At 56.6% G+C, this 435-nt stretch carries 1 protein-coding gene; it reads left to right on the top strand.

The window, feature by feature from the left end; all coding sequences use genetic code 11:
- Positions 1–176: 176 nt before the first annotated feature.
- A partial coding sequence (locus ACLFKU_RS44230; RefSeq protein WP_410853455.1) for a GtrA family protein occupies positions 177–435 on the top strand: 259 nt, incomplete at its 3' end.

The raw sequence follows: 435 nt of genomic DNA, 5'->3' as shown, positions 1-435 counted from the left end.
AAAGGTAGGTCTGCGGGGGTTGCCCGTCTCGTCGTAGCCATGACGTCAGGTTACCGATCGGTGACGACGATCCTTGATAGGGCTGCAAGAATAGGTTTGTGGTAACAAGTGCGAGGCGCATCCGGGCTAGAAAGGTTCCCCGGCGTTCTGTTCCCCGCGCGTTCGCGAGAGGATGCTTGACGGTTCACTCCGTCCTGCCTTTTCCCTTGTCTGGCCTGCCCGTTACCTTCATCGGTTACTGCATTATCAACGGGTTGGGGTTCCTTATCGATATGAGCCTATTGGCCGTTTTCTTCCGAGGGGTAGGTTTGCCGTATCCGGTGTCGGTGTCTCTGGGGTACGGGCTGTCGGCCGTCTACTCATTCGTTGTGAATAGATGGCTGAACTTCCACTCTCACGGTAACCTCGGTCGTCAGAGCGGACGCTACGTGGTGA

The organism is Paraburkholderia sp. EG304 (assembly GCF_046543485.1).
Taxonomy (GTDB): domain Bacteria; phylum Pseudomonadota; class Gammaproteobacteria; order Burkholderiales; family Burkholderiaceae; genus Paraburkholderia; species Paraburkholderia youngii.
Note: the sequence above shows the minus strand (reverse complement) of the source record. Positions and strands in the feature narration are given on the sequence as shown.